Here is a 23,428-nt window from a genome sequence, read left to right as displayed (position 1 = left end):
GGGGGCAGGGGCTATGATCTTTCGAAACGCACTGATCGCGGCGGGGCTGGCCGCTTTGGTGTCCGGCCCCGTCCTGGCGCAGGAGGCGGCCGTTCCGCCGCCCCCGCCCGCACCGACCGAATGGCGCGCCGTGGCCCCCGACAATCTGCTGGTCATCGATACGACCAAGGGCCGGGTCCTGGTCGAACTGGCCCCCGAGATCGCTCCCGCCCATGTCGAGCGGATCAAGTTGCTGGCGTCGCGCGGCTTCTACGACAATCTGGCCTGGCACCGTGTCATCGACTGGTTCATGGCCCAGACTGGCGACCCCCTGGGCACCGGCGACGGCCAGAGCTGGTATCCCGATCTGAAGGCGGAGTTCACCTTCCGTCGCGGTCCGGACATGGCCTTCACCCCCGTCGCCGCGCCGGCCGGGGCCCTGGTCGGCTTCTATCATTCGGTCCCGGTCCAGACCCAGCCGGACGCCCTGATGGCCGGTACGACCGACCGCAAGGTTCACGGCTGGGGCCTCTATTGCCCCGGCGTCGCCGGCATGGCGCGTGACGAGGGTAATGACACCGCCAACAGCCAGTTCTTCCTGATGCGTCAGGCCTATCCGGCCCTGGACAAGCGCTACACCGTCTGGGGCCGCGTGGTGGCGGGGCTGGAGGTCGTCCGCGCCCTGAAGGCCAGCTCCGAGCCCAGCGGCATCGTCGCCGATCCCGACCGCATGACTCGCGTCCGCCTGGCCTCCGACCTGCCCGCCGCCGAACGCCCGGCGGTGCAGATGCTCAACACCACATCGCCCACCTTCCGCGCCCTGATCGACCAGGCGCGCCAGGCCAAGGGCGCCGACTTCTCGGTCTGCGACATCGACGTGCCCGTGCGACTGGCGACGGCGGGCTGAGGATTTACGCTTGTTTTTTGCCCGGCAGGCATGTCACCATCACAACCCTTGCGGGGGGGCGAGGCGATGAAAATGCGGTCTTTGATAGGCGTGACAGCGGTGGCTCTTCTCTCGGCAGGCTGCGCCTCTCAATCCGAGATCGCCATGGGCCGCATGTGCTCGGACGAAGCCTGTTTCCAAGCTCTGCGCGCCTGGAATGAGGGGCGTGCCCCGTCTCCCCATCAGATGACGGAAGGCGAACGTGGTGAACTCCTGGAAAAACAAGGAATAAGGCCGCCTACTCGGTCCGACCGCCATAAGCCTAACCTCTAGGCTGCGGCCGACCCCCGACCCCGGCCGCGTCTCCGCCTGCGCCGCTTGGGCGGCTTCTTGGCCTCCCGCATCTGCTGCAACAACAGGCCCTCACGCAGGCCCCGGTCGGCGACCCGCACCCGCTCCGACGGCCAGGCCCGCTGGATGGCCTCCAGGATCGCAGCTCCCGCCAGAACCAGATCGGCCCGGTCCGGCCCGATACAGGCCTCCCTGGCCCGCCCGTCCGGCCCCAGGGCCTTCAGCCGCTCCGCCGCCGCCTCGCAGTCGCCGCGCGTCATCCACAGCCCATCGACCCGGTCGCGATTGTAGCGAGGCAGGTTCAGATGGATGCCCGCCAGGCTGGTGATCGCGCCCGAGGTCCCGATCAGATGGGCCCGATCCCGCCGCAGCAGGTCCAGCATTCCCGGATCCTCGATCCCGCCCCCGGCCAGGGCCGCGCCCATATCGGCGACCATGGCCTCATACCAGTCTTCGCCCGCGCCTTCCGGTTCCGGATGCCGCTCCGCCAGGGTGACGACCCCCAGGGCCGCCGACATCCAGCCGGTGGTCTTCCAGTCGGACCCCTCGCGCTTCAGCCAGGACAGTTCGGTCGAACCCCCGCCCACGTCGATGATCACCACCCCTTCGGCCCGGGGGTCGATCAGGTTCAGACAGCCCTCGACCGCCAACCGCGCCTCTTCCGCCGGATCGATGATCCGCAGCCTCAGCCCGGTGCCCTTGCGCACCCGATCAATGAACTCGGCCCCGTTCTCCGCCGCCCGGCAGGCCTGGGTGGCGACCGCGCTCAGCCGGACCGACTCTACGCCCTTCCTGACGATCCGGTCGGCGCACAGGGCCAGGGCGTCATAGGCCCGGTCCATGGCTCGCGGGTCCAGCCGGCCCGTGCGGGACAGACCTTCGCCCAGCCGGACGATGCGGCTGAAGCTGTCGACCACTCGAAAGCCGTCGCGGGACGGCCGCGCGATCAGCAGCCGGCAATTATTGGTCCCCAGATCGAGCGCGCCATAGAGTTGCGCATCCCGACCCGACGCATCCCGCTCGCGGGAAGGCTGGGACCGCTCGTCGCGCCGTCGGGGCGCGCCGTGGGTCTCCGGCATGGGCCGTCATTCCGATGTGGGCGGTCCAAAGCGGCGCCCGTCCCCATCAACCTAGCCCGCCAAGATCGTCCGCGCCAAGCCAATCTGTCAGGAAGATGAACAAGGCTGCAGGCATCGGGGTCATCGCGCCAAGCGTAACCAGACCTCATGACCCAGGTTCACAAAGCCCGCTTCGCCATTGGCCAGATCGTCCGCCACCGCGACGACGTCTTTCGCGGGGTAGTGATGGACGTCGATCCCGCCTACGACGGCCCGGCCGTCAATACGGGCGCTGTTTCGCCGCACCAACCCTTCTACCGCGTCTTCGCCCTGGGCCAGGACGGCGGCTTCGTGGCCTATGCCGCCGAGGGCGTGCTGGAAGACGGCCAGTCGGCTCTGCTGCCCGATGACGCCCAGCGCTGGTTCACCATCGACGCCCAAGGCCATCATGCGCCCCTGCACGAAGCCATTCACTGACCAGGCCTTGGAACGGGCGCCGACCGGGCGTTAGGATGGGCAAAAGAGGAGCGTCCCATGTCCGACTTCGAACACGTCTTCGAACAGCCGCCTGAGGGCGCGGCCGCCGACTGGACCATTCCCCAGAACTGGGCCGCCTATACCGAGGTCGAGCACCAGACCTGGGATACGCTGTACGCCCGCCAGATGAAGATCCTGCCCGGCCGCGCCTGCGACGCCTTCTTGCGCGGCCTCGACTCGCTGGACCTGAACGCGGGCGGCATTCCCGACTTCGAGGTCATCAATCCCAAGCTTCAGGCCCTGACCGGATGGACCGTCGTCTGTGTGCCGGGCCTGGTGCCGGACGAGGTCTTCTTCGATCACCTGGCCAACCGCCACTTCGTCTCGGGCCAGTTCATCCGCAAGCCGGACCAGCTGGATTATTTGCAAGAGCCCGACATCTTCCACGACGTCTTCGGCCATGTGCCCATGCTGACCGACCCCGACTTCGCCGCCTATATGGAGGCTTATGGCAAGGGCGGACAACGCGCCGCCGGTCTGGGCATGCTGCCGAACCTGGCCAGGCTTTATTGGTACACGGTCGAGTTCGGCCTGATGAAGGAGGCGGAGGGCCTACGCATCTATGGCGCCGGCATCGTCTCGTCATCGACCGAGAGCGTCTTCGCCCTGGAAGACCCTTCGCCGAACCGTCTCGGCTTCGATCTGGAGCGGGTGATGCGGACCCTGTACCGGATCGACGACTTCCAGCAGGTCTATTTCGTTATCGACAGCCTGGAGGCGCTGAAGGACGAGACGCTGAAGGACTTCGGCCCCGTCTATGACGCGCTGAAAGGCCAGGCCGACCTGTCGATCGAGACCGTTCTGTCGAGTGATCAGGTCTTCACGCGTGGGACTCAGGCCTATGCGGCGAAGGGCGGGCGGTTCGCGGCCTAGGGCCGCTGGAACGGATAGAAGCCGCCGCCCAGGTTCAGGATCGCGGTCAGTGCGTCCAGCGCCCCTCGGCTCTCATCCAGCAGGGCCGGATCGGCCAAGTCGGCGGGGCGCAGTTCGTCGCGGTACCAGCGGTTCGCCCAGGCCGATAGCTCGGCGTGTAGAGGGTCGGTCAACCGCATCGCCGGATTGGTCGCCGCCAGTTCCGCCTCGTTCAGGACGACCCGCAGACGCAGGCAGGCCGGACCGCCGCCATTGCGCATCGACTGGCGCACATCGACGTATCGGACCTGGCCGATGGGACCGTTGGAGGCGGCCAGGGATTGCGCCACCGCATGGCTGCGCGGGTTGTCGCGGGTCTCGGTCGGGCAGATCAGGGTGAGGCGGTCCTCGCCCGGAATCTGGATCAGCATCGAGTTGAACAGATAGGAGCTGATGGCGTCGGCCAGGGGCAGGTCGGCCGACGAGACCTCGACGAAGATCGGGTCGAACAGGCCAGCGGCCGCGTGGCGGATGGCGTCCTGGGTTCCCGCTGTGTCCTCGAAGGCGAGGTCGTGGAAGAACAGAGTGTCCAGCGCCCCGACGCAGACCACGTCATTGTGGAAGGTTCCTCCGGCGATGGCGGCCTTCGACTGTTGGGCCAGAACGACGCCGCTTGCGCTATGGCGACGACCCACGGCCTGCGACGCCTCGCGCGTTTGACGGGCGGGGTAGGGACCGTCCCAGGGCTCGAACGCCTCTCGACCCCAGACCAGAAGATTGACGCCCGCCGCGCCGTGTTCCGCGCACAGGCGGACGTGATTGGCGGCGCCCTCGTCGGCCAGGTGCGCGACCGAGGGCAGGGCGTCATGGACGGCGAACCGGTCGGCGTCTGGGAACAGGGCGTCCAGCGCCCGTTTGGTCTGTTGGTGTTCCAGTGACCGGTGCAGGTTGGTGACCAGGTTAGCCGGGGTGAAGTGCACCCGGCCGTCGGCGGCGTCGGCGCTGGGGGTCACGGTCGCGGCGTTGGCGGCCCACATGGGCGAGGCGGAACAGGCGGCGGCGGCGAAGGATGGCGCGTCCTTCCAGGCCCGCTCCAACACCTGGGCGTCCGAGCCGGTGAAACCGAGGGTGCGCAGGAAGGGGATGTTGGGCCGTTCGTGCGGGGGCAGGACGAACTGGGGCAGGCCCAGGTCCGCCAGGGTCTTCATCTTGTCGAGCCCCTGCAGCACCGCCGCGCGCGGGTTCGACGCCTCGCCCTTGTTCAGGCTGGAGGCCAGATTGCCGGGCGACAGACCGGCGTAAGAGTGCGTCGGCCCGATCAGGCCGTCCGCGTTGGCTTCGACGGCGCTCACCAAGACTCTCCCTCCCCTTCATGGGGAGGGGCGGCGAAGCGGCAGCGGAGCCGGGGTGGGGCAGTACGAAGATCTCGCTCATACCCTTTCGGGCCCCACCCCGATCGCTGCGCGATCACCCCTCCCCATGAAGGGGAGGGAGATTTAGAACGCACCCTCACGACCGCAACCCCTTGATCTCGCCTTCGATGTTCGCGACCGCGTTGGCCTCGAAGCTGGCGACCGGATAGGCGCAGTAGTCTGCGGCGTAGTAGGCGCTAGGCCGGTGGTTGCCGCTGGCGCCCAGGCCGCCGAAGGGCATGTCGCCGGCGGCGCCGGTGGTCGGGCGGTTGAAGTTGACCACGCCCGCGCGGATGCGACGGATGAAATGGTCCCAGTTGGCCGGATCGTCGCTGACCAGACCGGCGGACAGGCCGTAGCGGGTGGCGTTTGCGGCCTGGATCGCGGCGTCGAAGGTCGGGACGCGAGTCACCGACAGGAAGGGGGCGAACATCTCCTCGTCGGGGACGTCGATCCCGGTCACGTCGATGATGGCCGGTTTGACAAAGGCGCCGGGTAGATTGGCGACAGGCCCGGAGGCGCGGATCACCTTGGCGCCCGCGTCGATCCGCTGTTGCAGCGCCTTCAAGGCGGCCTCGGCCGCTCGGGCCGAGATCAGCGGCCCGGCATAGGGTTCTGGGTCGCTGTCCCAAGGACCGAAGACCAGGCGGTCGGACAGGGCGGCGATGGCTTCGATGATGGCGTCGCCCTGAGGCCCCTCCGGCAGGATCAGACGACGGGCACAGGAACAGCGTTGGCCGGTGGTGATGAAGGCGGACTGCACCGCTATGCCCGCTACGGCTTGGGCGTCCGCCGCATCCCAGACGACCAGCGGATTGTTGCCGCCCAGCTCCAGCGCCAGGATGACGTGCGGATCGTCGGCGAACTTGAGGCGGAAGTGAGCGCCGGCCGCGCCTGAGCCGGTGAACATCAGGGCGTCGATCCCGGCGTCGAGCAGGGCCGCGCCCGTCTCGCGTCCGCCCTGGACGACATTGACCACGCCGGTCGGCAGGTCGGCGGCGGCGAAGGCTTCGGCCATGACTTGGCCGACCAGGGGCGTCTCCTCAGACGGCTTGAACACGACGGTGTCGCCCGCCAGCAGGGCCGGGACGATATGGCCGTTGGGCAGATGGCCGGGGAAGTTGAACGGGCCCAGAACCGCGGCGACGCCATGTGGTCGATGCCGCAGCGTCGCCCGGCCGAAGGCGGTGTCGCTGGTCCGTTCGCCCGTGCGCTCGTCATAGGCACGGATGGAGATGTCCACCTTGCCGATCATGGCGGCCGCCTCGGTCTTGGTCTCCCACAGCGGTTTTCCGGTTTCGCGGGCGATGGCCTCGGCGATCTGGGGCGCGCGGTCCTTCAGCACGGCCTGATAGCGTTTGACGGCGTCGATGCGGTCGGCGCGTGGGGCGTCGGCCCAGGCGGGGAAGGCGGCGCGGGCGGCGTCAACGGCGGCCTGGACCTGAACCGGACTGGCGGCCTCGCCTTCCCAGTTGGTCGCTTCGGTGGCGGGGTCGGTGGAGGTGAAACGGGTCATGGCACAGATACTCCGCTCATCCCGGCGAAAGCCGGGACCCAGTTCTTTCGCATCGCCAGTGCGTCGGATGACCACTGGAATCCTGTTTCACGCAACTTTCGCCCAAAGCGCTGGGTCCCGGCCTTCGCCGGGATGAGCGGGAAGGGGGACGTCACGATTTCACTCGCACCGTATGGCCTGCGCCTATCTTCAACGCGGCGGCGGTTTCGGCGGTCAGGCGGGCGATGTCGCCGTCGATGTCAGCCTTGGCGCGGACGGCGCGGAAGGCGGCGATGCTGTCGGTCGAGATCAGGGCCGGCAGGTCCGCCTGGACCGTATCGACGACCTCGACCGTCAGGCGGCGGGCGTCGCGGACGGTGCGGATGTTATCCCGCCCGCATGAGACAGTGGGGCCGGCGTCGAAGATGTCCACCAGGCCGTTGGGACGGAAGCCTTCGCTCTCCAGCAAGGCCATGGCGGGCACGCCCTGGGGGTGGACCTTGCCGATCACGGCGCGGGCCGGTTCCGGCAGCAGCTCGGTATAGATGGGGTGGCGCGGGGCCAGGTCGAGGATGAACTGCTTGTCGGTCGAGCCGGTCATCCGGTCGGCGTCGTCGAACTCCATGGGGAAGAATTTGTGCGCGACATGGTCCCAGAAGGGGCAGGCGCCGTCGGGGGTGAAGACTCCGCGCAGCTCAGCCAGCACGTTCTCAGCGAAGAGTTCCGGCTGGGCGCCGATCAGCATGTAGCGCGACTGGCTGAGCAGGCGCCCCGCGCCGCCTTTGCGCCGGTCGGCTTTCAGGAACAGCGAGCCGACTTCGGTCCATCCGGTGCATTCATTGACCAGCACCAGGGTCTGGTGATCCAGCTTGACCCCGATGGAGGGCGAGGACGCCGTATTGTTGACGATGCGGAACGAGAAGAAGGGCCGCTTCAGCCCCACGGTCGCCTTGACCGATCCGACGCCGTCGATGTCGCCGGTGTCGCCGTCCTCCAGCATCAGGGTGTACCAGGCCTCCTGCCAGGTCACCTCGCCGCGGAAGCTGGCCTGACTGAGTTCAAGCCGGTCGGACAGGACGTCGGGATCTTCGGGCAGGCTGGTGAAGCCGGGGCCGGACAGGATGGCCAGCTCCAGCAGATAGTCGAGGTCGGCAGGGCCGGCAGGACGGACGACGAGCATTCTATTTCTCCGTCACGCTCGGGCTTGTGCCGAGGACCCATGTTATGGGCAGGGCAAGACACATCCGATCAAACATGGCGGTGGTCGCCTTCACACGGTCGTGCGGCGTAGAGGTGGGCCCTCGGGACAAGCCCGAGGGTGACGGCGTGAGGTGGGTCAAAGGTCGTTCATCCGCAGGGCTTTGAGTTTGGCCGCGTCGATCTCGCCAGAGGCGATCTTGCACAGGATCAGGGCGCTGAGCTGGGCGCGTTCGACGAAGCTGTCGGGCCAGGCGAACTCCTGGTCCGAATGGATGTCGCCGCCCCGGACGCCCAGGGTGTCGATATTAGGCAGGCCGGCGGCGTGGAGGTTGTTGCCTTCGCAGACGCCGCCCGAGGGCTTCCAGGCGATGGGCTGGCCCAGCAGGGCGCCGGCTTCCTTCACCGCCTCGAACAGGGCGGTCTGGGCGGCGTCCATGGGCTTGGGGGCGCGGGTGAAGCCGCCGTGGAGGTCCAGGGTCAGACCCTCGAACGGCGGTGCGGACGCGATGGCGCGGACCGAGGCGTCGATCCAGTCGGCGGCGGCCTTGTCCGGAACGCGGACGTTGAACCGAACCACGGCGTTGTCGGCGACGACGTTCAGGGCGCCTCCACCGGAGATCTTGGCGACGTTGACGGTGACGCCATCGCGCTGGCCGTTCAGTCTGTGAAGGGTGGCGGCGATCATGGCGGCGCCGGCGACGGCGTTGCGGCCTTCATCGAAGGCGCGGCCGGCGTGGGCGGCGCGGCCCGTGACGATCAGGTGATAGTTGCCGCTGCCCTTGCGCGCCCCGGCCAGGGTGCCGTCCGTCAGGGCCGGTTCATAGGTCAGGCCGACATGCCCGCGTGCGCCCAGCTCGGCCAGCAGAGGGGCGGAGGCGGGCGAGCCGATCTCCTCGTCGGGGCTGAGCAGCACGGTCCAGCCGACGCCGTGCCGGTCGGGGTGGGTTTCGAAGGCTTCCAGCGCGGCCAGCAGCACGCTGATCCCGCCCTTCATGTCGGCGACGCCCGGTCCGTTCAGGGCGCCGTCCGCGCGGGTCGTCACTGTCTGAAAGCGGCTGTCGGCGGGGAAGACGGTGTCGTAGTGGCCGGTCAGGACGACCTGGATCGGCGCTTCGGGACGAGCCGTGATCTTCAGGGCGTCGGCGTGGGCTTCGGTCCGCACCGAGCCGTCGTCGGCGACGGTGGTCGAGCCCTGGGTCGGGATGCGTTGGACGGAGGCGGGCAGGGTCTTCGCCTCGGCCTCAAGCGCGTCCAGCACGGCGTTCAGTCCGGCGGCGTTGCGGCTGCCGGAGTTGAGGTTCGCCCAGTCGATGGTGCGGCCGATGATCGCCTCGCGTCGCGAGGCGACGTGGTCGAGGACGGCCTGGTCCGTGGTCAGAATCCGCATCGGCGGACCCTAGCCGCCGCAGCGCCAAAGGTGAAGGTCGAGACCTGAAACTCGAGCGGCGGCCTAGTTTCGATTGGGGCGACGGTCGGCGCGTTGGCCGGCCTCGCGGCTTTCACGGCGCCAGCGGATCGACAGGCTGGTGTCGCCCTGGCCGCCGAACTGCGAACTGATGGCCAGGTTGCGACGCGGTTGCCATTCGACCTTTACGGCCGCGCCGCCTTCGCCGCCGCCGATGACCTCCAGATAGACATCGTCGGTGATGTAGCGACCGCCGGCGACCGTCACGGCCGAGGCCTCGCCGCCGAAGGACAGGCGGTCGAGCCCGGCCAGTTCGCGCAGGTTCCCGATCACGTCGAACCCGCCGCCGCCGGCCAGGGCCGCCACGCCCGCCGCCAGTTGAGCCGCCTCGAACGGCGACAGCTGAGAGGCCGAGCGACCGAACAGCACCTGCGACAGGATTTCGTCCTGGGGCAGGGCAGGGGTCGAAGTCAGGGCGATCTGCGGCTGGTCCGCCGTGCCCGTCACATTGATCGAGGCGGTGAGGGATGTGTCCTCTCGCGTCGCCGACAGGTTGAGGCGAATCTGCTTCGGATCGGTGGACAGGATGATGCGGCCGGTGTCGTCGAAGATGAACCGCTTGCCCGCGAACTCGTAGTCGCCACGCACCACATTGGCCGTGCCGGTCAGCTGGGGCTGGGCGATGGTGCCGCGCACCCGGGCGTTGACGTCGAGCACGACGTTCAGGCCGCGCCCGCTGACCCGGACCTTGCCGCCGGTCGAGCGCAGACTGATGTCCATGCCGATCTGCGGACCGGTTCGGCGAGTCGCGGTCTCCTCTGGATCGCCGCCGGGGCGGTTGATCTCGACCACATCCATGGAGACGATCCCGGTGGAGCCGGGGACCTCTGGTTCGATACGCGCCTCATCGACCGTCATGTCGCCCGACAGCTGGATGTTGCCATCCTGGCCGCGCACGATGGTTATGGGGCCAGAGGCGCGGGCCTCGCCGATGTCGTTGTCGATGACGCGGAACCGGTTGAGCGTCAGTCGTGCGGTCGATCCCGAGCCTTCGCGCAGACCGACGCGGCCCTGGCCGGTGACGGTTCCGCCGGCCGTGTCGTTGGCCGTGAAGGTTTCGATCTGGGCGACGGTGTCGTCGAAACTGGTGCGCAGGTTCAGGTCGCCCAGCACCAGGCCCACGCCTTTTTCACGATAGGAGCCCTGGGTCAGATCGAACCGGCCGTTGAGGCGCGGCACCGCCAGGGTGCCGGCGATCGTGGCCTGTCCAGCCACCTGTCCGGCCAGACTGCGCTCGCCGCCCAGGAACAGGTCCCAGATCGGCTGGATCTGGCCGTTCATCGAGACTGTGCCCGACATCGGCTGCTGGCGGGCGATGGCCAACCGCAGGGGGGCGGCCGAGGCCTCGACCGGCAGAACCACATCCGCCGACGCCTGGACCGCGCCTTCGTCCGCCGCGGTGGCTTTGAGGGTCAGGCTGTTGTTGATCAGGGTCGCGTCCAGTCGGCCATCGACGGCCAGGCCGCGCGGCGCGTCGATGCTCCGGACATCCTCAAGCGTGACATTGGCGGAGCCGGACAGGTCGTCGCCAGCGCCGCGAAGCGCCACCCGGCCGGTGGCGCGGCCTCTTAGTTGGGGCGATAGGGTCTGGAGGTCGACGCTGGTCAGGTCGGCCTGGATGATCGCGGTGCGGGCGTCCTGTCGCAAATCGGCCAGCAGAACGCCGCTGCCGACGCCGAGATCAAGGTGGGCGGTTCGGGTCGCGCCGTCCAGGCTGATCGAGGCGGGGCTCCGGGTCGTGAAGGCCACTTCGCGCACCCGTCCGCCCCCGCGCAGGGTCAGGGTCTGGGCGTCTCCACGTCGCGCATAGACGCCCGTACCGTTGAACTGAGCCGGCGTGCCGCCGCCCACATCCAGGGCCAGGGTGAAGGGCAGGTTGTCCAGCGTGCCGCGACCGTCCAGGTCGATGGTGCGGATGTTCCAGCTCTGACCGGCCAGACGGATGTTGCGGCCGCTGACGTCCAGGATGGCGCTGTCGGATCCGCCGCCGTCGGTCAGGCGAATGCGGCCGTTGGCTTCGCCCGAGGCCAGGAAGGCGCCGGGGCGGGCGGTGAAGGTGAGATCGGCGCTGGAGGGGATATTGTCCGACAAGGCTACCGCGCCCTGGGCCGTGACCCCGCCGGCGTTGACGTCGAGGTCGGTCAACCGGATCCGGTCGCCGCCGAGGAAGAAGTTCCCCGATGCGCGGGCCGGGCCATAGTTCGAGCCGCTGGTCACGGTGATCCGGCCGTCGGAGGCGTCGGCGCCTCGCCGGAAACTCAGGATCAGATCGGCGTTGGTCAGGGTCAGGGCGCCGGCCGCGACCTTGTCGAATCCGGCGGTCAGATCGACGCGAGGTTGGGACAGGGTTCCGCTCAGGGCGCCTTGCCCGTTCATGTCGCCGTCGATCTCGACCGGTCCGGCTGCGAACGGGCCCCGCGCGTTCCAGTTCAGCGCCAGTCCCAGCCGACCGTCAGTTTGGATCAGGCCCTTGGCGCCGGCGCGGCCGGCGGCGCCGGTCAGTTCGCCCCGCTCGACCTCGATCCGTCCGCCGTTCAGCCTGCCGGCCAGTTGCAAACGAGGGGTGCGGCCCAGCAGACGGTTCAACTCGTCCATGCCCACGGTCAGGTTCCGGCCGCGACCGTCAAAGTTCAGCACCCAGGGTGCGCCCGCTTTCGCTGACGAAGCGCGGATCGGGCCGCCGAAGGCGCCGCTGGCGTCCGACAGAACGCGTGAGGCGTCGGTCAGCTGGGCCTCGCCCCGGAAGCCCATGCCACCCAGCAGATTGCGAGAACCCGAGCCCTTCAGCGTCAGGCCCTGGCCTTGCAGATCGATCTTCTCCAGCAGGATGGCCCCGTCCTTCATCCGGGCGGCCTCCATCTGCACGCGCGGTGCTGCGCCCAGCAGACCGCCGATCAGGCCCTCGGTCGAACCGCCGTTGGCGCGGATGTCGCCGTCCAGGTCGATGCGGCCGTTCTTGACCTGGATGTTCAGCGGTCCGGCGATGCGGGTGGCGCGATAGCTGGCCAGGTTGGCGTTCAGCAGGGTGGCGCGGCCTTGCAGGGTCCAGGTCTGGGCGTCGCCCTTGAACAGGCCGGAATAGGCGGCGGGGCCGGCGACGTCCGAACCGACCAGGCGGCTCAGCGAGGCGGCCTGAATCTCCAGCTGGATGCCCTCCGGCGAGCTGCGGTCAGACATGCGGATCAAGCCGCTCGCCTCGGAGGCGATGTTGTCCGATGTGAGCTTCCAGTCGAGGGCCTGATAGGCCTTGTCCTTGGTCGGGACCATCGCGAAGTCGAAGCGCGCGGTGCGACCGACGCGTTCGATGAAGGGGGCGAACAGATCCGACCCGCTGAAGTCGAAATGGCCCCATACGCGAGAGCCGGTCTCGCCGAATCTTCCGTCCACGATAAGGGGCGTGAAATCGCCTGTCTGGACCTTGGCGTTGATCAGGTCAGCGTTGACCACTGCGACGGCGGAAAACGGCTCGTCTGGCGAATAGCCCAGCGATCCGGCCAGCGGCCCGCCCTGGGCCTCATTGGCGCGCAGGTTGACGCGGGTGTCCTCAAGCTTGCCGCCGAAGGTCGCCGCAAGGCGAAGATAGTCGCCGGGGCGGTTCAGGCTGTCGGCGTTGACGGTCGCGCTCTTGGCGCCCCGGCGCGGCAGGCTGACGTCGCCCGCGACGTTCCAGCGGCCGTACTCTTTTGAGAAGCCTTCCAGCAGTTCGATGCGGGCGGCGAACCGGTCGATATCCACGTCGATCGGCTGGGGGCCGCCGGGTTCGCCGCTGGGGGCGTCCAGAACCGGGCGGCGGATCAGCTGGATCACGTCGGCGCTGATGTCGGTGGCGTGGAACCGGCGGGTGATCAACGGCCAGTAGGACCAATCGACCCGGACATTGCGCGCATCAAGCCAGACGCCGTCGCGGTCGGTCACCGTGACCCGGTCCAGGGTGAAGTCGTCGAACAGGTCGCCCTTCAGCCCATAGACGTTGATCCGGCCGTAGCGACTGATCTTCTGACCCTGGACGAAGCCGGTCACCAGTTCGCGCCCGGCGTCGGAGACGATGTACATTCTTCCGCCGATCAGGACGATGACCAGCAGGACCAGAAGCCCGCCGATGACCCCGCCGGCGATCAGGGCCAGCAGTTGCGGCAGGCTGCGCCGCTTGCGCACGGAGGCGGCGGTTTCGGGCGGGGTTTCGGGCGGGGTGTCGGTCAAAACGCCTGCCCGATGCTGATGTAAATCTGGAAAGCGGAGTCGCCGTCGCGCTTGTCGAGCGGCACGGCGATATCCCCGCGGATGGGGCCGAACGGCAGCTTGTAGCGCACCCCGACCCCCGCGCCGTAGCGCATATTGGTCAAGTTGGGCGTTTCCTGGAAGCCGACGGCGCCGGCGTCGATGAAGGCCACGGCCTGGAAACTCTGACCGACGTCACGGCGAACCTCGAACGAGGTTTCGAACAGGGAAAGGCCGCCGCGCGGCGTGTCGTCCGGCAGTTGCGGATTGACGCCCTGATAGGAGTAGCCGCGCACCGAGCCGCCGCCGCCTGAATAGAACAGACGGTCGGATGGCACGCTTAACTCGTCGCCGCCGATGATCGCGCCGATCCGCACGCGACCGGCGAGAACGGTGCGGGCCTGGTTGATCGGCAGATAGGCGGTGGCCTGGCTTTCGCTGCGCAGGAACAGGATGGTGTCCTCGCCGGCCACGGCGGTGGGCTGGACCGAGACGGTCATCCGCCATCCTTTGGTCGGGTTCAGCGGGTCGTTCGAGTTGTCGATATAGGCGCTGGTCCGGCCCGTGACGATGGCCAGATCCCGGTCGAAGGTCACAGCGCTGGGCGGGACCGAGGTATAGTCGTAGCGGTTCTCGTTGTACTGACCGGCGTCTAGACCGATGCCGTAGTTGAAGTAGGACGTCCGGCCGATCCGCTGTTGCAGTTCCGCCGCCAGCACCAGGGCTGTGCGGTCGTAGGCGTCCGTGTCTTCCTTGACCACGCCTGCGCTCAGTTTCAGCGTCCGGCCCGGTTTGCGCCAGTGGGGCAGGGACAGATCGGCGCCGATGCGGCTGTCGATGTCGGCCCAGCGGGTCTCCAGCCGCAGGGTGTCGGCGCGACCCAGGCGGTTGTACCGGGTCCAGATGAAGTCGACGCCCGCGCCTTCGGCCGTCGACCAGGTGGCGCCGGCCTCGACAACGCGACGGGGACGGTCCGTCAGGTTGACGACGACAGGCCTGTGGCCGTCGGCCGTCGTCTGATCGATCGGGCTGAGGGCGACGCCGACGCCGTCATAGACGCCTGTGTCCAGCAGACGACGCTCCAGTTCGGCCACCTGTTCCGGGTCGTAGCGGTCGCCTTCCGTCCAGGGCGCCAGGCGCGACACCCAGGCGGGGTTGGTTCTTCCGGCCCTTTGCAGCGCCACGCCGTCCAGCAGCACCAGGCGGCCGGAATTTATGCGGTACTCCGGGGCGACGGTGAAGGTGGCGTGGTCCACCACGACGCGGCGCGGCTCGGCCGTGGCGTCGGCGTAGCCGTTCCGGGACAGGGTCGCTACGGCACGGCCCTCGCCGGCGATGACGTCCACCGCGCGGCCGGGATCGCCGGGCGTTAGACCGATGGCCTCCAGGGCGATCGCCGCATTGGCGGCGTCGGGGGGAGTTTCGATCCAGGAAATGGTCGGCTGGGTAAGCAGGAAACGGCGACCGGGCTGGACGGCGACGATGGCGGAGGGCCGATCTTCGCCCTCGACGACATCTTCCAGCACCGGCTGGTAATAGGCTTCAGAGCGCAGCAAGGCCTCGGCGGCGGACAGGGCGCCCTGGGCGCGTCTGCGGGCTTCGAAGCGGCTTTCCGGCGCGCCGTCCACCTCGCCCACCGCACGTTCCAGCAGACGGCGCAGTTCGGCGTCCATGTCGCCCCGAATGGCGGCGCGCGGGTCGGCGGCGGCGGCCTGGGCGGAGAGGCTGCAGGTCGCCAACAGGGCGAGAAACAGGGCGGGCCGGAACGTCAAACTCTAGCTTTCGTCATGGACGCGGACTCCAAGTCGGCGGCTTTGTTCGCCCTGGCGTCTCGGATAGGCGGCGAAGCGTTGCGCCTCAATAGAACAGGGTTTCGCTTTCGGGCTGGACCGACTGTTCGGATGTCCGGTCTTCCGGCGGGATAGGCGTCGCAGGCGTGGGCGCGGGATCGGTCACCTCGGGCGCGACGACAGGCTGGGCCGCGTCCTCGGCGGCGGGAGCCTGTTCCTCGATCGGCGGGGTGTCGGCGTAATCGTCCTGCGAACCCGACTGAAAGTCGTCGCAGCCTGCGAGCGTCAGCGCGCCGAGCGCGGTCGCGGCCAGAACGAAAATCGAGCGTCTCATCAAAACAAGTCCCCGGGGTATCGACCATTGCAACGCCTTGCGCGTCGCCTCGTTCCATAGCGCCGAAAACGTCGGGGGTCATCCCGCCTCCGGACGCCAGGCGAACAGGACGTCATTCAGGGATGTGCGCGGAGGGGGTTCGGCGGTTTCGGGCACGGGGCCGTCGAAGCGGGGGGCGGGGGCGGGCAGGCCCTGGTCAAAGGCGGCGCGAGCGAGATTATGGGGATGGTTCGGCGTCTCGGTGAAGCTGAGAACGGGGGTGACGCAGGCTTCGGTTTCCGCGAAATGCGTAGCCCAGTCGTCGCGGTCGCGGGTGGCGAACAAGGCGGCGAAACGGGCCTGGAGCGCGGGCCAGGCGGCGGTGTCGTACTGGGGGGCGGCGGACGGTTCGATGTCCAGGCCCTGCAACAGGGCGGCGTAGAAGCGCGGCTCCAGCGCTGCGACCGCCACGAAGCCGCCGTCGCGACAGGCGTAGCAGCGATAGAAGGGCGCGCCGCCGTCCAGCTGGTTGGCGCCCCGGCGGTCGCTCCAGACGCCTTGGCCGCGCAGGGCCTGGAACAGGCCGCCGAGCAGGGCGGTCCCGTCGGTCATGGCAGCGTCGATGATCCGGCCTCGACCGGTGGTCCGGACTTCCAGCAGGGCCGCTAGAACGCCCGCCACCAGCATCATGGCCCCGCCGCCATAGTCGCCGACCAGGTTCAGCGGTGGCGAAGGGGGGCGGTCCGGCTCGCCCATGGCGTGCAGCACGCCGGTCAGGCCGATGTAGTTCAGATCGTGGCCGACCTGGTTCGCCAGCGGCCCGGTCTGGCCCCAGCCCGTCACCCGGCCGTAGACCAGGGCCGGATTGCGCGCCTGGAGCGCCTCAGGGCCGTAGCCCAGTCGCTCCATGACGCCGGGGCGAAAGCCCTCGATCACGGCGTCGGCACGGTCGGCCAGGGCGAGGATGGTCTGGCGGTCTGCGTCCGACTTCAGGTCCACGGGGACGGCGGTGCGGCCTCGGTGCAGCAGGGCGCCGCCGACCTCGTCGAAAGCGGACGCTCCGGCCGAGGCGGAACGGGTCAGGCGCAGCACCTCGGCGCCCATGTCCGCCAGCATCATGCCCGCGAAGGTGACGGGCCCCAGGCCGTCAAATTCGAGGATGCGAAGTCCATTCAGCGGTTTCATGTGCATTGAGTAGCAGACCCGGTCTTGACCGGAAGGGCGGATTGCAACAGAAGGCGCCCTTCGACGGTTCGGGCCAGCCCCGGACGTCGCGCGGTGCGTCCTTAGCTCAGTTGGTTAGAGCATCTGACTTTTAATCAGAGGGTCCTCGGTTCGAGCCCGAGAGGACGTACCATTTCTCCCTTTTTGCGGAGCCCCCGATGCGCCAGCCTGTCTTCTTCGCGGTCGAGACCGGCGGGACCAAGATCGTATGGCGGATCGAGGATTCGGCCGGCGCGGTGCTGGACGAGGGACGGTTTGCGACCGGTCGGCCCGAGACGGCGGTCGAGGCCCTGGTCGCGGCTGTGGGGGACCAGGCGGTGGCGGGCTTCGGCGTGGCCAGTTTCGGCCCTCTGGTCGTCGATCCGGCCTCGCCTGACCGAGGTCTGATGCTGGCGACGCCCAAGCCGGGCTGGACCGGGTTCAACCTGTCGAAGACCCTTGCGGAGCGACTCCAGGCGCCCTTCGCCGTGGACACTGACGTCAACGCCGCCGCCGTCGCCGAGGCGCGGCTGGGGGCGGGGCGGGCCGCGCGGGCCGTGGCCTATGTCACCGTGGGCACGGGTATCGGCGGCGGGCTGTGCGTGGACGGCCGGACCCTGAAGGGGGCGCTGCACCCCGAGATCGGACATCTGTTCGTTCGCCGGGTCGAGGGCGACGTCCAGCCCAGCGCCTGCCGGTTTCATCCCGATTGCGTCGAGGGACTGGCGGCGGGGCCGGCGGTTCAGGCGCGGCTGGCCGGGCGTCGGCTGGAGGAGGCGGACGAGGTTCGGGCCGTGACGGCGGACTATCTGGGACAACTGATCGCCGGCCTGGTGTTCGCCTGGGCGCCGGACCGGATCGTGATGGGCGGCGGCGTCATGTCCACGCCCGGTCTGATCGCCGAGGTCGAGGCGGAGGCGCGGCGTCGGGTCAACGGCTATGGCGCGGCGGTCGTCATGGGCGAGGGCGGCTATCTGGTTGCGGCAGAGCGCGAGCACGCCGGGCTGGACGGGGCCATGCTGATGGCGCGGGATCTGGCGAACTGACCGCCTTAGAAGACGACGGTTTGATGATGGATCATCCGTAAGAAGCCTGATTGCGGTTCGGCCCAATTTGGGATTAGGTCCGGGGATAAACAAAAAAAGACCTAGGGAGCGAGTATGAGACACGATCATCACCAATTCGACTTCGCGGGCGGTCTGGCCCTGGGCCTGGTGTTCAGCCTGCTCGCCTGGGGCGTGATGGTCGCGGGCCTGGTCGGGATGTTTTGATCGGAGCGGCTTGCGTGCTCTAAGGACCGGATGAAGCCGATCCTCTTGCCGGCCCTTGCGGTCGTTGTCGTCCTGTCCAGTTGCAACGCCGGTCGGTCCGCCATGGGCGGGGCGGAGCAGGTGGGCGCGGGCTTGGGCGATGCGGTCACCGCGCCGCTGGATGATTTCAACCTGCGCCGTCAGTTGATTCCGACCGTTCTGCTGCAGGCCGAGGCCAATCCCTATGATCTGCGCAATCTGAACCAGTGCACCACCATCGGCGCCGAGGTGGCGCGGCTGGATGAGGCCCTGGGGCCCGACACCGACGAACCGCCGCGCCAGGACGGCTCCTACGCCAGCGAGCGGGCGGCCGATGCGGCGGCCAAGGCGACGCTGGACGCGATCCGCGGCACGACCACCGACTTCATCCCCGGCCGCAGCTGGATTCGCCAACTGAGCGGAGCCGAACAGCACAGCCGCCATGTCCAGTCGGCCATCCAGGCGGGGCGGATGCGGCGCGCCTTCCTGAAGGGGATCGGGATGCAGAGGAACTGCGCCCCGCCGGCGGCGCCGAGCTGGTTCCGGCCGAAGCGGTAGGGGCGCCATTACTTTCGTCATTCCGGGCGAAGCGTAGCGGAGACCCGGAACCCAGCGGCGCGCGAGAGCGCGAACCTGTCGCGGACTCGGTCGTTCCGCACCGCGAGGCTGAACCATTTCGCCTTCGGCGCCGCTGGGTTCCGGGTCTACGGGCCAAGAGGCCCTTCGCCCGGAATGACGAAAGGGAGAGGGGAACCGTATGCACACCGGGTCCACCGACAGGATCTAACGTCTGCCCGTAGGCCGGCGCTTGTCGGTGCGATCGCCTCGGATCTGAACCGCGCCGTCCTTGGTGAAGGCCTCGAAGGACGATTTGTCGATGTTGCGGAACTCGCCGGTCCGGTCCCAGTCCCAGGTGAAGGAGATCCGTTCGCCCTTGTGCGCGAACTTGCCGGACCAGTGGGCGAAGAATGAGTATTTGTCGCCGCCGATGATGATGACGTGGCGGTGCAGGGCCGTCTCGTTCCCCTCGTCGCGGGGCGGCTCTTCCAGATAGGTGCTGTAGGCGTGGAAGCCTGACTTCTCGATACGCATCAAATGGTTCCGGGGGTCAGTTCGACACATGCCGCGCGTGGAAGTCGCGGCGGAACTGTTCGAAACGGCCTTCGGAGATCGCGGCGCGCATGGTGGCGGTCAGGGCCTGGTAGAAGGCGATATTGTGCCAGCTGAGCAGGACCTTGCCGAGGATTTCGTCGGCGCGGATCAGGTGGTGCAGATAGGCCTTCGAATACTGCGATGACGGCCCGTCGATGGTGGGATCGAGCGGATCCTGGTCCTCGGCGAAGCGGGCGTTCTTCAGGTTGAGCGGCCCCTCCCAGGTCCAGGCCTGGCCGTGGCGGCCGGCGCGGGTGGGCAGGACGCAGTCGAACATGTCGACGCCGCGATAGACGGCCTCGACCAGGTCGACCGGCTTGCCGACCCCCATCAGATAGCGCGGCCGGTCGGCGGGCAGCATTTCGGGGGCATAGTCCAGCACCGCACACATGGCCTGATGACCCTCGCCCACGGCGAGACCGCCGATGGCGTAGCCGTCGAAGCCGATCTCCTGAAGCTGGTCCGACGACTGGCGGCGCAGATCCTCATAGGTCGAGCCCTGCTGGATGCCGAACAGGGCCTGGTTCTCGCGCTCGCCGAACCGGGCCTTGGAGCGGGCGCCCCAGCGGATCGACAGCTCCATCGCCTTCTGAGCGGCGGTGCGTTCCGCCGGCCAGGAGACGCATTGGTCCAGTTGCATCGAGATGTCGGCGCCGATCCGGTCGGCCTGGATCTCGATCGAGCGTTCGGGCGTCAGAACGTGTTTGGAGCCGTCGATGTGGGAGGAGAAGGTCACGGCCTCTTCCTTCACCTTCGAAATCCCGGCCAGGGACATGACCTGGAAACCGCCGCTGTCGGTCAGGATCGGCTTGTCCCAACTCATGAATTTGTGGAGGCCGCCCAGGCGCTCCATCCGCTCGGGGCCGGGGCGCAGCATCAGGTGATAGGTGTTGCCCAGGATGATGTCGGCGCCGGTCGCCTTGACCTGATCCACCGTCATCGCCTTGACCGTCGCCGCCGTGCCCACCGGCATGAAGGCGGGAGTGCGGATGTCGCCGCGCGCGGTCTTCAGCACGCCGGTGCGGGCGCGGCCTTGTTTGGCGGAAATCTCGAAGGGGAAGGGCATCAGGCGATCAGTCGTTCAAGCTGCTCGATCCGCGCCAGATCCTTGGGGCGGCCGAACAGGCGGTAAAGGGCGATATGGTCCCGGATGTCGGGCACGAACAGCGGGACGTCGTCGATGAAGATCGGACGCCGCGACGTAAAGGCGACCGGCCGCCATTCGCCGCCGTCGCGGGCCTCGAGCCCAGCCATGACCTCGACCAGGATCGGCTGATCCGGGGCGCGGCCGAAGACGGTGGAGCGGAACAGGCCCTCGCCCGGATCGGGCACGATCTGTCCGTCCAGGGCCGCCAGCAGGGCGCGGGCGTCGCGCGGTGCGCACAGGACGTCGATGTCGGGCACATGCAGGTCGGTCAGGCCGTACAGGGCCATGGCGGCCCCGCCGAAGATCCACCACGGCTGATCCAGATCGCGCGCAGCCTCGCCGACGGCGATCAGGCCGTCCTGGAGGTCTTGCGGGAGATCGAGGTCGAAATCGTCGGGGCTCACGGGGCGGGTCTTTCGTCAGGGGACGGCATTTAAGGGTTCGAGCGGTCGAAGGCTACAGGTCAAGCGGAGGCGCCGACGCGCTTTCGCTGCGAAGTCTGGAGGGCAGGACGGAGCGCCGGGCTTCGCCCGGGATGGATTAGTGTTTACCGTTTCGACGAAGACAGACGCTCCGCGCGCATGGTGTTTCTGCCGGCCGGGGATATTGAAGCGGCAGTTGTGATGCCTCTTCCCCAAGGCCTGCGACGGGTCGGCGATCCCTGCGAAGGACCGTCCCGAGTGCGACCGGGTTCCTAACCCCGTGTCCTCCGCCGACGTTTCTGCGCGGGATGAGCCCACCGATGCACCGTCATGCGGCGCGAGGGAATCCCACCCCCGCCCCCGTTCCATACGCTCCCGCCGCCGCAAGGTCGCAGGCCTTACGAGCCCTCCTAGCGACGAGACCGGGGGTATTATGCGGGGGTTTTGGAGGGTGGTTAGAAGCGGGGGGTGAGATTCTTTTAGAGCGTTGAATTTTTTGAGAGCGAGGCAGCGTCATTGTGCGCGCTGGCTCACCTCCCTGCGCGCGAAGGCGCGTGGGGAGGACCGGTCGCGCTTGCGACCAGGAGGGGGCGACTCCGGCGGTGGGGATGACCGAACCAGCGTCTGACACCGAGTCGCCCCCTCCTGGCGTTCGCTGACGCTCCCGCCTGTCCTCCCCGCCGGCCTTCGCCGACGGGGAGGTGAGTTAGACGGCGTCACCTCTCCGCGCGCGGAGCGCGTGGGGAGGACAGGTCGCGCTTGCGACCAGGCGGGGGCGACTCTGGCGGTGGGGGTGACCGGGCCGACTTCAGACACCGAGTCGCCCCCTCCTGGCGTTCGCTGACGCTCCCGCCTGTCCTCCCCGTTCGCCTCCGCGAACGGGGAGGTGCGCTTAGAGGTCAGGCGTTGCCCGGAACAGCAAGGACCCGTCGCCGTAGGAGTAGAAGCGATACCCGTCGGCGACGGCGTGGGCGTAGGCGGTCTTCATCGTGGCTTGGCCGGCGAAGGCGCTGACCAGCATGAAGAGGGTGGATTTGGGCAGGTGGAAGTTGGTCATCAGCACGTCCACGGCGCGGAAACGGTAGCCGGGGGTGATGAAGATGGCGGTGTCGCCGTGGAAGGGGCGGATCTCGCCGGCCTCGGTCGTGGCGGACTCCAGCAGGCGCAGCGAGGTGGTGCCGACGCAGACGATGCGGCCGCCGGCGGCGTGGACGGCGTTCAGGGCGGCGGCGGTCTCGGGCGAGACCTCGCCCCATTCGCTGTGCATCCTGTGGTCGGCCAGGTCGTCGGCCTTGACCGGCAGGAAGGTGCCGGCGCCGACGTGCAGGGTGACGGCGTGGGTCGAGACGCCCCTGGCGCGGATGGCGTCGAGCAGGGCGGGGGTAAAGTGCAGGCCCGCCGTGGGGGCGGCGACCGAGCCGTCGTGTTCGGCGAAGACGGTCTGATAGTCCGAGCGGTCGCGGTCGTCCTCGGGCCGTTTGGCGGCGATATAGGGGGGCAGGGGCATGACCCCGACGTTGCGGATGGCGTCGTCCAGCGCCGGGCCGGACAGGTCGAACTTCAGGGTGATCAGGCCGTCTTCGCCCTTGTCGGCCACGGTGGCGTCGAGACGGCCCAGGTCGCAGGCGGCGTCGGTTTCCCTTCCGAAGCGGATTCTATCGCCGGGCTTGATCCGCTTGCCGGGCTTCATGAAGGCGGACCAGACGTCGGGGGCGTCGCGGTGGTGAAGCGTGGCCTCGACGGCGACGGTCAGGGTTTCCGTCTCGGCGCCGGGAACAGGGTTGGGACGGGTGCGGACGCCCGACAGGCGGGCGGGGATGACGCGGGTGTCGTTGAAGACCAGGGCGTCGCCGGGGCGCAGGAAGTCGGGCAGGTCGCGGATGACGCGGTCGTCCAGGGCGCCGTCCCTGACCACCAGCAGCCGGGCGGAATCGCGCGGATCGGCTGGCCGCAGGGCGATGCGGTCCTCGGGCAGGTCGAAGTCGAAATCGGCGGTCTTCATCAGGCGGCGCAAAGGCCATGGGCGGGGCAGGGGGTCAAGAGCGGGCGATGAACCTCCGCTCTGCTGCGGTGTTGATGGGGCATGAAAACCCTCGCACTCCTTCTCTCCGTCCTCATCGGCGCCGTCGCCAGCGCCCGGTCCATGACGCCCATGGCGGCCTTAGCCGGGGCGCGGCTGGCGCATCGGGAGACGCCGGGGCGGTTGCTGCTGCTGGATCATCCGCTGTTCAAGTTCGGCGGTCTGGCCATGGGGGTGGGCGAGCTGTTCGGCGACAAGATGAAGTCGGCGCCGGACCGGACGGTGTTCCTGGGCCTGCTGGCGCGGGTGATGAGCGCGGGGATCGCTGGATCGGCCCTGGCGCCGCGGGGGCGTGAGAAGCTGGGGGCGGCGCTGGCGGTGGGGACGGCGGTTCCGTTGGCTTATCTGACGCTGCGGGGACGCAAGACGGCGATGAAGCGGATCGGGCAGACGAAGAGCGGGCTGATCGAGGATGCGATCATCGTGGCGGTGGGGGCGGCGGTGGTGAGCTGGGCGGTGGGAGCGTTCGACCGAGGGCGGTGAGCGGTTTGCTCACTTAACTACCGTCACCCTCGGGACGAGCCCGAGGGTGACGGCGGGTGGGAAGGATAGGCGGTTGACCCGGCGGGTTGCAGACTG

At 68.6% G+C, this 23,428-nt stretch carries 19 protein-coding genes and 1 tRNA gene; 7 read left to right on the top strand and 13 right to left on the bottom strand.

Annotated features, from left to right (window positions below):
• Positions 1-13 precede the first annotated feature (13 nt).
• Complete coding sequence (locus tag ACW177_RS12810) at positions 14-886, top strand: peptidylprolyl isomerase (protein WP_492026075.1); 873 nt, start codon at positions 14-16, stop codon at positions 884-886.
• A gap of 308 nt (positions 887-1,194) precedes the next feature.
• Here the strand turns inward: ACW177_RS12810 and ACW177_RS12805 are convergent, their stop codons facing one another.
• Positions 1,195-2,295 carry a Ppx/GppA phosphatase family protein gene (locus tag ACW177_RS12805; protein ID WP_492026074.1) on the bottom strand — a complete coding sequence of 367 codons (1,101 nt, stop codon included), beginning with the start codon at positions 2,293-2,295 and terminating at the stop codon, positions 1,195-1,197.
• A gap of 147 nt (positions 2,296-2,442) precedes the next feature.
• On the opposite strand from ACW177_RS12805, the gene hspQ reads away from it, so the two are divergent.
• A complete protein-coding gene (gene hspQ, locus ACW177_RS12800; protein ID WP_492026073.1) occupies positions 2,443-2,751 on the top strand; it encodes a heat shock protein HspQ in 309 nt (102 codons plus the stop codon).
• A gap of 57 nt (positions 2,752-2,808) precedes the next feature.
• On the top strand, positions 2,809-3,684 hold the full coding sequence (gene phhA, locus ACW177_RS12795; RefSeq protein ID WP_492026072.1) for a phenylalanine 4-monooxygenase: 876 nt from the start codon (positions 2,809-2,811) through the stop codon (positions 3,682-3,684).
• Here the strand turns inward: phhA and astB are convergent.
• The 8 genes from astB to ACW177_RS12755 form a co-directional block, all read right to left on the bottom strand.
• Entirely contained in the window at positions 3,681-5,018 is a 1,338-nt protein-coding gene (astB, locus tag ACW177_RS12790; RefSeq protein WP_492026071.1) for an N-succinylarginine dihydrolase, read from the bottom strand. The two genes, phhA and astB, sit on opposite strands and share 4 nt — an antisense overlap.
• Before the next feature lie 154 nt (positions 5,019-5,172).
• Positions 5,173-6,591 (bottom strand): succinylglutamate-semialdehyde dehydrogenase, encoded by a 1,419-nt coding sequence (astD, locus tag ACW177_RS12785; RefSeq protein ID WP_492026070.1) that lies wholly within the window; start codon positions 6,589-6,591, stop codon positions 5,173-5,175.
• Between the two features lie 151 nt (positions 6,592-6,742).
• Positions 6,743-7,750: an arginine N-succinyltransferase gene (locus ACW177_RS12780; protein ID WP_492026069.1), complete on the bottom strand. Its 1,008-nt coding sequence runs from the start codon at positions 7,748-7,750 to the stop codon at positions 6,743-6,745.
• A 156-nt stretch (positions 7,751-7,906) separates the two neighbouring features.
• Positions 7,907-9,157 carry a hydrolase gene (locus ACW177_RS12775; protein ID WP_492026068.1) on the bottom strand — a complete coding sequence of 417 codons (1,251 nt, stop codon included), beginning with the start codon at positions 9,155-9,157 and terminating at the stop codon, positions 7,907-7,909.
• Between the two features lie 63 nt (positions 9,158-9,220).
• On the bottom strand, positions 9,221-13,435 hold the full coding sequence (locus ACW177_RS12770; protein ID WP_492026067.1) for a translocation/assembly module TamB domain-containing protein: 4,215 nt from the start codon (positions 13,433-13,435) through the stop codon (positions 9,221-9,223).
• Positions 13,432-15,225 carry an autotransporter assembly complex protein TamA gene (locus ACW177_RS12765; protein WP_492026066.1) on the bottom strand — a complete coding sequence of 598 codons (1,794 nt, stop codon included), beginning with the start codon at positions 15,223-15,225 and terminating at the stop codon, positions 13,432-13,434. Before ACW177_RS12765 ends, ACW177_RS12770 begins: the two co-directional genes overlap by 4 nt.
• Positions 15,226-15,310: 85 nt before the next feature.
• Positions 15,311-15,577: a hypothetical protein gene (locus ACW177_RS12760; protein ID WP_492026065.1), complete on the bottom strand. Its 267-nt coding sequence runs from the start codon at positions 15,575-15,577 to the stop codon at positions 15,311-15,313.
• A 78-nt stretch (positions 15,578-15,655) separates the two neighbouring features.
• The gene (locus tag ACW177_RS12755) at positions 15,656-16,741 is read right to left on the bottom strand and encodes a CaiB/BaiF CoA transferase family protein (protein ID WP_492026064.1); all 1,086 of its coding nucleotides are present in this window, start codon (positions 16,739-16,741) and stop codon (positions 15,656-15,658) included.
• A 95-nt stretch (positions 16,742-16,836) separates the two neighbouring features.
• On the opposite strand from ACW177_RS12755, the gene ACW177_RS12750 reads away from it, so the two are divergent.
• The 3 genes from ACW177_RS12750 to ACW177_RS12740 all read left to right on the top strand — a co-directional run bounded on the left by ACW177_RS12750 (position 16,837) and on the right by ACW177_RS12740 (position 18,606).
• A tRNA-Lys gene (locus tag ACW177_RS12750) sits at positions 16,837-16,913 on the top strand.
• Between the two features lie 25 nt (positions 16,914-16,938).
• Positions 16,939-17,805 carry an ROK family protein gene (locus ACW177_RS12745; RefSeq protein ID WP_492026063.1) on the top strand — a complete coding sequence of 289 codons (867 nt, stop codon included), beginning with the start codon at positions 16,939-16,941 and terminating at the stop codon, positions 17,803-17,805.
• A gap of 255 nt (positions 17,806-18,060) precedes the next feature.
• Positions 18,061-18,606, top strand: a complete 546-nt coding sequence (locus ACW177_RS12740; protein ID WP_492026062.1) for a hypothetical protein — start codon at positions 18,061-18,063, stop codon at positions 18,604-18,606.
• A 225-nt stretch (positions 18,607-18,831) separates the two neighbouring features.
• Here ACW177_RS12740 and ACW177_RS12735 read toward each other — a convergent pair whose 3' ends face one another.
• The 4 genes from ACW177_RS12735 to queA all read right to left on the bottom strand — a co-directional run bounded on the left by ACW177_RS12735 (position 18,832) and on the right by queA (position 22,771).
• Positions 18,832-19,140 (bottom strand): hypothetical protein, encoded by a 309-nt coding sequence (locus tag ACW177_RS12735; protein WP_492026061.1) that lies wholly within the window; start codon positions 19,138-19,140, stop codon positions 18,832-18,834.
• A 16-nt stretch (positions 19,141-19,156) separates the two neighbouring features.
• On the bottom strand, positions 19,157-20,269 hold the full coding sequence (gene tgt / locus ACW177_RS12730; protein WP_492028119.1) for a tRNA guanosine(34) transglycosylase Tgt: 1,113 nt from the start codon (positions 20,267-20,269) through the stop codon (positions 19,157-19,159).
• On the bottom strand, positions 20,266-20,751 hold the full coding sequence (locus tag ACW177_RS12725) for a hypothetical protein (RefSeq protein WP_492026060.1): 486 nt from the start codon (positions 20,749-20,751) through the stop codon (positions 20,266-20,268). Before ACW177_RS12725 ends, tgt begins: the two co-directional genes overlap by 4 nt.
• Positions 20,752-21,661: 910 nt before the next feature.
• Complete coding sequence (queA, locus tag ACW177_RS12720; RefSeq protein ID WP_492026059.1) at positions 21,662-22,771, bottom strand: tRNA preQ1(34) S-adenosylmethionine ribosyltransferase-isomerase QueA; 1,110 nt, start codon at positions 22,769-22,771, stop codon at positions 21,662-21,664.
• Between the two features lie 81 nt (positions 22,772-22,852).
• Here queA and ACW177_RS12715 point away from each other — a divergent pair, with 81 nt between their 5' ends.
• Entirely contained in the window at positions 22,853-23,332 is a 480-nt protein-coding gene (locus ACW177_RS12715; protein WP_492026058.1) for a hypothetical protein, read from the top strand.
• Positions 23,333-23,428: the final 96 nt, after the last annotated feature.

The sequence above is a fragment of the Brevundimonas sp. AVps23W genome, assembly GCF_058681395.1.
The sequence above is the reverse complement of the archived record's forward strand: the minus strand, read 5'-3'. Positions and strand labels throughout refer to the sequence as shown.

Excerpts from the sequence above, each read along its gene's own strand:
- ACW177_RS12810 (WP_492026075.1), top strand. The coding sequence starts at position 14 with ATGATCTTTCGAAACGCACTGATCGCGGCGGGGCTGGCCGCTTTGGTG.
- ACW177_RS12805 (WP_492026074.1), bottom strand. The coding sequence starts at position 2,295 with ATGCCGGAGACCCACGGCGCGCCCCGACGGCGCGACGAGCGGTCCCAG.
- hspQ (WP_492026073.1), top strand. The coding sequence starts at position 2,443 with ATGACCCAGGTTCACAAAGCCCGCTTCGCCATTGGCCAGATCGTCCGC.
- phhA (WP_492026072.1), top strand. The coding sequence starts at position 2,809 with ATGTCCGACTTCGAACACGTCTTCGAACAGCCGCCTGAGGGCGCGGCC.
- astD (WP_492026070.1), bottom strand. The coding sequence starts at position 6,591 with ATGACCCGTTTCACCTCCACCGACCCCGCCACCGAAGCGACCAACTGG.
- ACW177_RS12780 (WP_492026069.1), bottom strand. The coding sequence starts at position 7,750 with ATGCTCGTCGTCCGTCCTGCCGGCCCTGCCGACCTCGACTATCTGCTG.
- ACW177_RS12775 (WP_492026068.1), bottom strand. The coding sequence starts at position 9,157 with ATGCGGATTCTGACCACGGACCAGGCCGTCCTCGACCACGTCGCCTCG.
- ACW177_RS12760 (WP_492026065.1), bottom strand. The coding sequence starts at position 15,577 with ATGAGACGCTCGATTTTCGTTCTGGCCGCGACCGCGCTCGGCGCGCTG.
- ACW177_RS12755 (WP_492026064.1), bottom strand. The coding sequence starts at position 16,741 with ATGAAACCGCTGAATGGACTTCGCATCCTCGAATTTGACGGCCTGGGG.
- ACW177_RS12745 (WP_492026063.1), top strand. The coding sequence starts at position 16,939 with ATGCGCCAGCCTGTCTTCTTCGCGGTCGAGACCGGCGGGACCAAGATC.
- ACW177_RS12740 (WP_492026062.1), top strand. The coding sequence starts at position 18,061 with ATGAAGCCGATCCTCTTGCCGGCCCTTGCGGTCGTTGTCGTCCTGTCC.
- ACW177_RS12735 (WP_492026061.1), bottom strand. The coding sequence starts at position 19,140 with ATGCGTATCGAGAAGTCAGGCTTCCACGCCTACAGCACCTATCTGGAA.
- queA (WP_492026059.1), bottom strand. The coding sequence starts at position 22,771 with ATGAAGACCGCCGATTTCGACTTCGACCTGCCCGAGGACCGCATCGCC.
- ACW177_RS12715 (WP_492026058.1), top strand. The coding sequence starts at position 22,853 with ATGAAAACCCTCGCACTCCTTCTCTCCGTCCTCATCGGCGCCGTCGCC.